At 65.5% G+C, this 9,212-nt stretch carries 10 protein-coding genes; 4 read left to right on the top strand and 6 right to left on the bottom strand.

Annotated elements, in window-relative coordinates:
• On the bottom strand, nucleotides 1-554 hold a 554-nt coding region (locus tag B2W70_RS17370; RefSeq protein ID WP_286747729.1), incomplete at its 3' end, for a chloride channel protein.
• Between the two features lie 26 nt (nucleotides 555-580).
• On the opposite strand from B2W70_RS17370, the gene B2W70_RS17365 reads away from it, so the two are divergent.
• Nucleotides 581-1,099 (top strand): MarR family winged helix-turn-helix transcriptional regulator, encoded by a 519-nt coding sequence (locus B2W70_RS17365; RefSeq protein WP_286747727.1) that lies wholly within the window; start codon nucleotides 581-583, stop codon nucleotides 1,097-1,099.
• A 120-nt stretch (nucleotides 1,100-1,219) separates the two neighbouring features.
• Here B2W70_RS17365 and B2W70_RS17360 read toward each other — a convergent pair whose 3' ends face one another.
• A complete protein-coding gene (locus B2W70_RS17360; protein WP_286747724.1) occupies nucleotides 1,220-2,476 on the bottom strand; it encodes a putative Na+/H+ antiporter in 1,257 nt (418 codons plus the stop codon).
• A gap of 79 nt (nucleotides 2,477-2,555) precedes the next feature.
• Between B2W70_RS17360 and lgt the strand changes: the two genes are divergently transcribed.
• On the top strand, nucleotides 2,556-3,374 hold the full coding sequence (lgt, locus tag B2W70_RS17355) for a prolipoprotein diacylglyceryl transferase (RefSeq protein ID WP_286747722.1): 819 nt from the start codon (nucleotides 2,556-2,558) through the stop codon (nucleotides 3,372-3,374).
• 139 nt (nucleotides 3,375-3,513) lie between these two features.
• Here the strand turns inward: lgt and B2W70_RS17350 are convergent, their stop codons facing one another.
• The 4 genes from B2W70_RS17350 to B2W70_RS17335 form a co-directional block, all read right to left on the bottom strand.
• On the bottom strand, nucleotides 3,514-4,314 hold the full coding sequence (locus B2W70_RS17350) for an ABC transporter ATP-binding protein (protein WP_286747720.1): 801 nt from the start codon (nucleotides 4,312-4,314) through the stop codon (nucleotides 3,514-3,516).
• Nucleotides 4,315-4,324: 10 nt separating this feature from the next.
• On the bottom strand, nucleotides 4,325-5,239 hold the full coding sequence (gene ntrB, locus B2W70_RS17345) for a nitrate ABC transporter permease (RefSeq protein WP_286747719.1): 915 nt from the start codon (nucleotides 5,237-5,239) through the stop codon (nucleotides 4,325-4,327).
• Between the two features lie 233 nt (nucleotides 5,240-5,472).
• A complete protein-coding gene (locus B2W70_RS17340) occupies nucleotides 5,473-6,717 on the bottom strand; it encodes a CmpA/NrtA family ABC transporter substrate-binding protein (RefSeq protein WP_286747717.1) in 1,245 nt (414 codons plus the stop codon).
• A 289-nt stretch (nucleotides 6,718-7,006) separates the two neighbouring features.
• A complete protein-coding gene (locus B2W70_RS17335) occupies nucleotides 7,007-7,642 on the bottom strand; it encodes an ANTAR domain-containing response regulator (protein WP_286747715.1) in 636 nt (211 codons plus the stop codon).
• A gap of 99 nt (nucleotides 7,643-7,741) precedes the next feature.
• On the opposite strand from B2W70_RS17335, the gene tsaD reads away from it, so the two are divergent.
• Both tsaD and rpsO read left to right on the top strand, forming a co-directional pair.
• Nucleotides 7,742-8,815, top strand: coding sequence for a tRNA (adenosine(37)-N6)-threonylcarbamoyltransferase complex transferase subunit TsaD (tsaD, locus tag B2W70_RS17330; protein WP_286747713.1), 1,074 nt, complete (start codon nucleotides 7,742-7,744; stop codon nucleotides 8,813-8,815).
• Nucleotides 8,816-9,027: 212 nt separating this feature from the next.
• On the top strand, nucleotides 9,028-9,212 hold a 185-nt coding region (gene rpsO, locus B2W70_RS17325), incomplete at its 3' end, for a 30S ribosomal protein S15 (RefSeq protein ID WP_286747711.1).

The following is a 9,212-nucleotide window of genomic DNA, read 5'->3' as shown; positions in this document are numbered from 1 at the left end:
ACGCCCGCGGCACCGCCCGCCACCAGCAGGCCTCGCTCGTTGATGTGGCTGCGTTGCGGCAGCCAGCGCCGCGCGTGGTGCATGACACCCGCTGCCACTTGCACCGAAGGGCCTTCGCGGCCCGTTGACAAGCCAGCGAGCAAGCCTGCGGAGGTCAGCAGCACCTTGGCCACGGACAGCCTCAGCGACACGAACAGCCGTCGTTGTTCGGGCGCGATGTCTTCGTGCTGTGCGGCCAGCACCTGCGGGATGCCCGAGCCTGCGGCTCCCGGGGCCCAGCGCCGCGTCAACCAGACGATGCTTGCGGTGAGGGCAGGTGTCCACAGCAGCACCAGCCAGGGCTGAGCGGTGTGCAGCGCAAAAAACGTGTGCAACGCCGCTTCGCTCAGCCAGGTCAGCCCAATGACAGCCAGACCCGACAACACGGCGAAACCGATGATCACCAGGCGTGCGGCCCAGGCGCGCCAATCCGATAATTCACGGCTGAGCGATTCGGCTGTCCCGCCACCGCCACCCGAACCGGTGCCGACGTCGGAAGAAGAAGGCTCGCTCATCGTGTTGACACCGTTTTCATCCCCTCATGACCCATTCGCCCGACATCTCTGCACAGGATGCAACCGACGTGCCCACTCCCTCCCGGCAGGTGCTCAGGCAGTTCCGCGTGATCTTCAATGCCGTCAAGACGCACTTCAGCCAGGTCGAGCACGAGAGCGGGCTGGGTGGGGCGCAGGTCTGGGCCTTGAGCGTGGTGGCCGAGTCGCCAGGCATCGGGGTGGGGCAACTGTCGCAGGCCATGGACATCCGCCAACCCACGGCCAGCAACCTGGTGCGGGCACTGGTGAGCAAAGGTCTGATGCGTTCCGAGCGCTCCGGCGCCGATCGACGGGCCGTGTCGCTGTTCGTCACCGATGAAGCGCTGGCGGTCCTGGGCCGTGTGCCCGGTCCGTGGGCAGGGGTGTTGCCGCACGCCCTCGACGCCCTGGACGAAGCCACCTTGCAGCGCTTGCAGTCCGATCTGGGGCAGGTGATCAGAGGGTTGGCGGTGCCCGATGTGGCCAAGGCAGCCGAAGCGGCGACCACCCCGCTCGCGCAACTTTGAAATCGATGGCGCCCATTGCATTTGTGCAAATATAATCTGCGCAATCCCGATGCGCGAGTGCCGGGGTGGATCAAAAGAGCGTTTTCAGACCCCGCGTGTCGGGGTCTTTTTTTTGAGGGCTCAAATCAGCTTGAGGCAGACCATGGCCACCACGGTCGGAGCTGCAGCAGAGGCCAGCAACGACAGCGCGTTGATCGACTGCTCGTGAAAGTCGCCCTTGAGGATGGCAGCGCCGGCCGGGTTCGGGGCGTTGGCGATCAGTGTCAGGCCGCCGCCCGTGACGGCTCCGGCCACCAACGCGTACTTGAACTCCGGGCTCAGGCCCGGCACCAGGGAGCCCAGGTAGGTGAGAGCGGCGTTGTCGGTGATGGCCGTCAGCGCGGTGGCCCCGTAGTACACCGCGTCGCTGTTCATGCTCAGCAGCAAGGGCTCGAGCCACCACTGCTGTTGCCCGCCCAGCACCACCAGGCCGGCCAGGAAGAAGGCCACCATCAACCCTTCGCGCAAGATGGGGGGCGACTGGTGGCGCTGGTAAGCGTTCATGAAACCCAGGAAGAACAGCAGCAGCGCCAGGAACACCGCAGCGTGGTGCGCAAAGGTGACGATGCCGGCGAGAAATGCCAGGTGGATGACCGTGACCGCAAGCGGGGGCATGGGCTCGGGCGAACCCGTGGCCGGGCGCAGACGGATGAACTCCCGGGCGAACAGCACCACCAGCCCGATGGCGTTCAGGCCGACCGCCAGCGCCGCTTTCCAGCCGAAGTTCGTGAGCATGAAGCCCAAATCCCAGCCCCAGGCGCTGGCCACCATCAGCACGGGCGGCGCGGCGTAGGGCGTGAGCGTGCCCCCGATCGACACGTTGACGAACAACACGCCCAGCACGGCGTATTTGAGGCGCTCTGAAATGCCCAGCTTGAAAAGCCCATCGCGCAGCAGCAGCGCGGCCAGGGTCATGGCGGCCGGCTCGGTGATGAAGGAGCCCAGCAGCGGGACGAATGACAGGATCACCAGCGTCAGGCCCATGGCCCCAGGCAGCGGGATCAACCGTGTCAGGATGCGAGTGAGCAGGCCGGCAAGCTGAATGATGGGTTTGCTGGCGGCTGCCACCATGATCGCGAAGACGAACAGCGGCTCCGTGAAGTTGCGGCTGTCGATGTAGCGCACGGCGTCTTCCTTGCCGTTGACCGCGAACATGAACACCATCAGCACCATGGCCCAGAAGCCGAACACCACCTCGACTTCGGCCAGGAAATGCCACAGGCCTGCGTGGGCGGGCCGCGTGTGGGCCAGGTGCTCGAAGAACTTGGTCGAGAACGTGTGAAGCAGGGCGATGCCGAACAGCACGGCGCCGATGATCTGGATGGTGGTCGGATGCATGCGCGGGATCGTAGCAGCGCCCCGGGTGAGGTCTCGCGCGCCGCCGTTGTGCACGCTCACATGCGGTATCGTTCGCGCCATGCTGACGCACCCCCAATTTGATCCGATCGCCCTGTCTCTGGGGCCCCTGCAGATCCACTGGTACGGCCTGACCTACCTGGCGGCTTTCTCGATGTTCTACCTGTTGGCGGCGCAGCGCGTCAAACGTCCCTGGTACGCCGAGGCGGGCTGGACGCGCGAAACCATCGAGGACCTGCTGTTCTTCGGCGTGCTGGGCGTGATCCTGGGCGGCCGACTGGGTTACGTGCTGTTCTACAAGCCCGCGTATTACTTCAGCCACCCAGGTGAAATCCTGGCCGTCTGGCAGGGCGGCATGGCCTTTCATGGCGGGCTCATTGGTGTGATCCTGGCCATGTGGGTGTTCGCCTGGCGTCGCAAGCGCTCGTTTTTCGAAGTGGCCGACCTGGTGGCGCCCTGTGTGCCGGTGGGACTGGCTGCAGGGCGAATCGGCAACTTCATCAACGGCGAGCTGTGGGGGCGTGCGGCCGATCCGAGCCTGCCTTGGGCGATGGTCTTTCCTCAGTCGGGCACCGACGTCGCCCGCCACCCGTCGCAGCTCTATCAGTTCGGGCTGGAGGGGGTGACCTTGTTCCTCTTGTTGTGGTGGTACGCCCGCAGCCCGCGGCCCTCGGGGGCGGTGGCTGGCGCCTTCCTGGGGGGCTATGGTGTCTTCCGATTCGTGGCCGAGTATTTCCGCGAGCCCGACAGCTTCCTGGGCCTGCTGGCGCTGAACATGAGCATGGGCCAGTGGCTTTGCGTGCCGATGATCGTGCTGGGGGCCCTGATTTGGGGCGTGGCCCAAAAAAATGCCCCCCGTCCGGGAGGACAGGGGGCGTAAAAGGGTCGGTGGCGTTTTCGCAAACCCACTGACCCCCGCTGAGGAAGACCGCCGGATTCGCTGGAAACCGACGGCCGCTGAAACAGTTGCAAACGCTGTGCCAGCTTGTGGGGCCGCAGGCCGCAGGCCGCGGGCGGCTTCAGGCTGCCTGCTTGTGCGCCACGCCGTGGCGGGTGTAGAGGAAGTCCAGCACGGCCTTGCGGCAGTGCATGTAGGTGGCGTCTTCAGCCAGTTCGACGCGGTTGCGGGGGCGCGCCAGGGGCACGTCCAGCACCTCGCCGATGGTGGCAGCCGGTCCGTTGGTCATCATCACGATGCGGTCCGACAGCAGCACAGCTTCGTCCACGTCGTGGGTCACCATGACCACGGTGCTGTTCGTGCGCGCCACGATTTTGAGCAACTCGTCCTGCAGGTGGGCGCGGGTCAGCGCATCGAGCGCACCGAAGGGCTCGTCCATCAGCAGCACCTTGGGCTCCATCGCCAGGGCGCGGGCGATGCCGACGCGCTGCTTCATGCCGCCTGAGATTTCGTTCGGGCGCTTCAGCGTGGCGTGGGCCATGTTGACCAGCTCCAGCGCGGCCTGGGTGCGGGCCTTGAGCTGGGCCTTGCTTTCCTTGGCGCCGAACACCCGCTCCACCGCCAAGTAGACGTTGTCGAAGCAAGTCAGCCAGGGCAGCAGCGAGTGGTTCTGGAACACCATGGCGCGCTCGGGGCCGGGGCCGGCGATCTCGCGGTTGTCGCAGATCAGGCCGCCGCTCGAAGGCGTCAGCAGGCCGGCGATCAGGTTCAGCAACGTGGACTTGCCGCAACCAGAGTGGCCGATCAGCGCGATGAACTCGCCCTTGTTGATCTGCAGGTTGATTTCGCGCAGCGCATGGAACTGGCCCTTCTTGGTGTTGAACACCATCTCGGCCTGGCTGATGTCGATGAATGCGGTCATGGTGATCTCCTTACTCGAAGCTGAAGCGCTTGGCGATGGCCACGAGGGCGTTTTCCAGCAGCAGGCCGACGATGCCGATCACGAAGATGGCGATGATGATGTGCTGAACGTTCAGGTTGTTCCACTCGTCCCACACCCAGAAGCCGATGCCCACGCCGCCGGTCAGCATCTCGGCGGCCACGATCACCAGCCAGGCCGTGCCCACCGACAGGCGCACGCCGGTCAGCATGTAAGGCAGCACCGAGGGGAACAGGATCTTGGTGACGATCTTCCACTCGCTCAGGTTCAGCACCTTGGCCACGTTGAGGTAGTCCTCGGGCACGCGCTGCACGCCCACGGCGGTGTTGATGATCATCGGCCAGATCGAGCAGATGAAGATGGTCCAGATGGCAGCCGGGTCGGCCGACTTGAACACCAGCAGGCCGATGGGCAACCAGGCCAGTGGCGAGACCGGGCGCAGCAGGCTGATGATCGGGTTGAGCATGCCGCCGATGACCTGCGAGCGGCCGATGATGAAGCCCATCGGGATGCCCACCAGCGCGGCCAGGCCGAAACCCATCGCCACGCGCTTGAGCGAGAACCAGATGTTCCAGCCGATGCCCTGGTCATTGGGGCCGTTGCTGTAGAACGGATCGGAGAACAGCACCACCGCTGCATCCCAGGTCTGCAAAGGGGTCGGGAAGGTGGTGCTCTTCATCGTGAGCAGGGCCCAGATGCCGATGAGCAAGGCCAGGCCGGCAACAGGAGAGAGGACTTTCATGGCCAAGCCAGCCCAGTCAAACGGGGCCTTGGCGGCCTGGGTGGGGGCCGGGGCGGTGGTGGAGGAGGCGGCTGTCATGGGCGTGGAGGCGGACTTCGCGGAGGCCTTGTCGGCGCGCAGGGCGTCGCTGGCTTCAGAGGGGCTGTGGAAAACGGCGCTGACCATGGAGGACTCCTTTGGTGCAGAGAGAGGTCGGGGGCGGATGGGGCGCAAGGGCCCCACCCGGTTCAGCGTCTGCAAGAAATTGGCCTGACGAGCCATCCTTCATCGGGATGACCGGCCCCCTCCCGCGAAGGAGGGGGCGGTGCCATCGGGGGCGCTCTGTGGGGCCGGTCTCAGCGGGGCTCAGTGGTGAAACTGCGAAAACGTCGAACCGGGTGGCTTGCAATGGGTGGTCTTCAGACCTTGATCTTGAAACCGTCGGCGTACTTCTTGGGGTCTTTGCCGTCCCAGACCACGCCGTCGATCATCTTGGTGGTGCGCATGACGTCCTTGGGGATTGGCACGTTCAGCGCGCTGGCGGCCTGCTTGTACAGGTCCACCTTGTTGACCTGCTTGGCCACGGCCAGGTAGTCGGGGTGGTCTTTCAGCAAGCCCCAGCGCTTGTGCTGGGTGAGGAACCACATGCCGTCGCTGAGGTACGGGAAGTTGACCGTGCCGTCGTTGAAGAACTTCATGTGATTGGGGTCGTCCCAGGTCTTGCCCAGGCCGTTCTGGTAGCGGCCCAGGATGCGCTGGTTGATGGCATCGACGCCCGTGTTGACGTAGGACTTGGCAGCGATGGTCTCGGCCATCTTCAGCTTGTTCTGCAGGCCGGCATCGATCCACTTGCCCGCTTCCAGCACGGCCATGATCACGGCGCGCGCGGTGTTGGGGTACTTCTTGACGAACTCGTCGGTCGTGCCCAGCACCTTCTCGGGGTGGTCCTTCCAGATGTCCTGCGTGGTGGTCGCGGTGATGCCGATGCCATCCATGATGGCGCGGTGGTTCCAGGGCTCGCCCACACAGAAGCCGTCCATGTTGCCCACGCGCATGTTGGCCACCATTTGCGGCGGCGGCACGGTGATGACCTTGGCATCCTTCATCGGGTTGATGCCATACGAGGCCAGCCAGTAGTACAGCCACATGGCGTGCGTGCCGGTCGGGAAGGTCTGCGCGAAGGTGTATTCGCGCTTGTCGGTGTTCATCAACTTGGCCAGCGATGCGCCGTCCTTGCCACCGGCATCGGCCACCTTCTTGGACAGCGTGATGGCCTGGCCGTTGTGGTTCAGGTTCATCAGCACGGCCATGTCCTTCTTGGGGCCGCCGATGCCCATCTGCACGCCGTAGATCAGGCCGTACAGCACGTGTGCCATGTGCAGGTCACCGTTGACCAGCTTGTCGCGAACACCCGCCCAGGAGGCTTCCTTGGTCGGAACGATCTTGATGCCGTACTTCTTGTCGAAGCCCAGCACCGAGGCCATCACGACGGAGGCGCAGTCGGTCAGGGGGATGAAGCCGATCTTGACTTCTTCCAGCTCTGGCTTGTCCGAGCCTGCGGCCCAGACGGCGGAGGGCAATCCGGTGGCGGCACCGACAGCGCCGGCAGCGGCGACGGTCTTCAAGATGGTGCGGCGGGTCATGTTCGGATCCTGCTGATTCATGGTGCAAAGCTTTCCTGTTTTGAAAAACAAAAAAGGTGCCATCGATGCGATCGGCCCTTTGGCCACTCGCAGCGAAGACACCTTTGTCCGGAAGCTCGGGGCCCATCGTTGAGCGCCCAAGTCACGCAAGGTCGCCGTTGACCCTGCTTGCAGGAAGCAATGCAAAGCCTGTGCCAGCCTTGACGGCCGCAGGCATCACTGGGAAGAAGGGGTGGCACCGGGGGCGCGGACCCTGATGCGGTGCCCCGGGCGCACCGTCCCGGGGTGGCGTGCACCGACAGCGTGGGCTTCAGCCCAGCAGGTCGGCGGCGTCGATCAGGCGCTGGGCCACTTCGGCCAGTTTCAGGCCGCGGTCCATGGCCGCCTTGCGCAGGCGCGCGTAGGCTTCCTGCTCCGACAAACCCTGGCGCGTCATCAAGAGGCCCTTGGCGCGGTCGATCACCTTGCGCTCTTCGAGCTGGTTGCGCGCGTCGGCCAGTTCGCTGCGCAGCAGCTCTTCGTGCTCGAAGCGCGCCAGGGCCACGTCGAGCACGGGCTTGATCTGCGCCGCGGTGGTGCCCGCCACCACGTAGGTGGACACGCCAGCCGAGATGGCCTGGCGCACGTAGCTGGTGTCCGGGTCGTCCGACAGCATCACGATGGGGCGGCGGTCATCGCGTGTGGCCATCACCACGTGTTCGAGGATGTCGCGCCCCTGGGATTCGGCGTCCACCACGATCAGGTCGGGCTGGATCTGCGCCAGGCGTTCGGGCAGGAAGCGGTCGCCGGGCAGGGTGGCGACCACGTTGTAGCCGGCTTCCAGCAGGGCGATGCGCAGGATGCGCGTGCGCTCGACTTCAGCCACCTCGTCGTCGTCTGGCTCCAGCGAGACGGTGACGGGCAGGATGATGATGACGCGCAGGTGAATGGCTGGCGGTTGCGGCATGCCGGCATCATGCAACAAACGCACCCCAGGGCACGCTGGGGCGTTCGCCAATGTGGCCATGCGACCACCCGGTCTGGTGCGGCACCCTACACTTGAGGGATGTCTGTCCGTCCCCAACGCATCCTGGGCATCGAATCGTCTTGCGACGAAACCGGGGTCGCCCTTGTCCAGCTCGACGAGCAAGGCCCGCCCCAGCTGCTTTCTCACGCCCTGCACAGCCAGATCGACATGCACCAGGCCTATGGCGGTGTCGTGCCCGAGCTGGCTTCCCGTGACCACATCCGCCGCGTCGTGCCTTTGACCCGCCAGGTCATGGCCGAGGCGGGCCTGGCCTTGTCCGACGTTGACCTGGTGGCCTACACCCGGGGGCCAGGGTTGGCTGGGGCGCTGCTGGTCGGCGCCGGGGTGGCGTGCGCGCTGGCCACGAGCCTGGGCAAGCCGATGCTGGGCATCCACCACCTGGAAGGGCACCTGCTGTCGCCCTTCTTGTCGGCCGACCCGCCCGAATTTCCTTTCATCGCGCTGCTGGTGTCCGGTGGGCACACCCAGCTCATGCGGGTCGATGGGGTGGGGCGCTACGAACTGCTGGGCGAGACGCTGGACGACGCAGCCGGAGAAGCCTTCGACAAGTCCGCCAAGCTGATGGGCCTGCCTTACCCGGGCGGCCCGCACCTCTCGCGCCTGGCGGAAGGCGGGCGCGAAGACGCCTTCGACCTGCCGCGCCCCATGCTGCACAGCGGCAGCCTCGATTTTTCCTTCGCCGGCCTGAAAACCGCCGTGCGCACGCATTTGGTGCGCTTGAACTGGCTCGATGACGCGGCCGCCTTGGCCGATCCCGCCAACAAGGCGGCTTTGGTGGACTTGGCCGCGTCCGCCCAGGCCGCCATCGTCGAGGTGCTGGTCAAGAAGTCTCTGGCCGCCCTCAAGGAAACCGGGCTCAAGCGCGTGGTGATCGCGGGGGGGGTGGGCGCCAACCGGCGGTTGCGCGAACAGCTTGGCCATGCCTGCCAACGCCGAGGCATCCGCGTGCACTACCCGGAGCTGCACCTGTGCACCGACAACGGTGCCATGATCGCGCTGGCGGCGGCCATGCGGGTGCAGGCCGGGCTGGCCCAGCCCAGCCGCGAGCCGGTGTTCGATGTGCAGCCCCGCTGGCCCCTGGCTGGTGCCTGACGCCCCCATCCTCGACCACCTGGCGAAATCCTGATATAGTTGTGGGCTGTCCTCTTTGGGGTGGCTGGCTTTGCCGGGCACACCGATAAGGGCTTTCGCACGACCTGGGTCGGTTTCACCCGGAGTCGCAAGTCCAACGCAGAAACCGCACGCCCAGGCAACCCAGACAAGAAGCCCGGCGCAGGCGGCCTGCATGTTTTTCAGGAAACACCATGTCCGTCGCAGACCTCAACACCGCAGCCATCATCAAGGACAACGCCCGTGGCGCCAACGACACTGGCTCCCCCGAAGTGCAAGTCGCCCTGCTGACCGCTCGCATCAACGAACTGACCCCCCACTTCAAGGCCAACAAGAAGGACCACCACGGTCGTCGCGGCCTGCTGCGCATGGTCAGCCG

It is taken from the genome of Aquabacterium sp. UBA2148 (assembly GCF_002328915.1).
Taxonomy (GTDB): Bacteria; Pseudomonadota; Gammaproteobacteria; order Burkholderiales; family Burkholderiaceae_C; genus Aquabacterium; species Aquabacterium parvum.
Note: the sequence above shows the minus strand (reverse complement) of the source record. Positions and strands in the feature narration are given on the sequence as shown.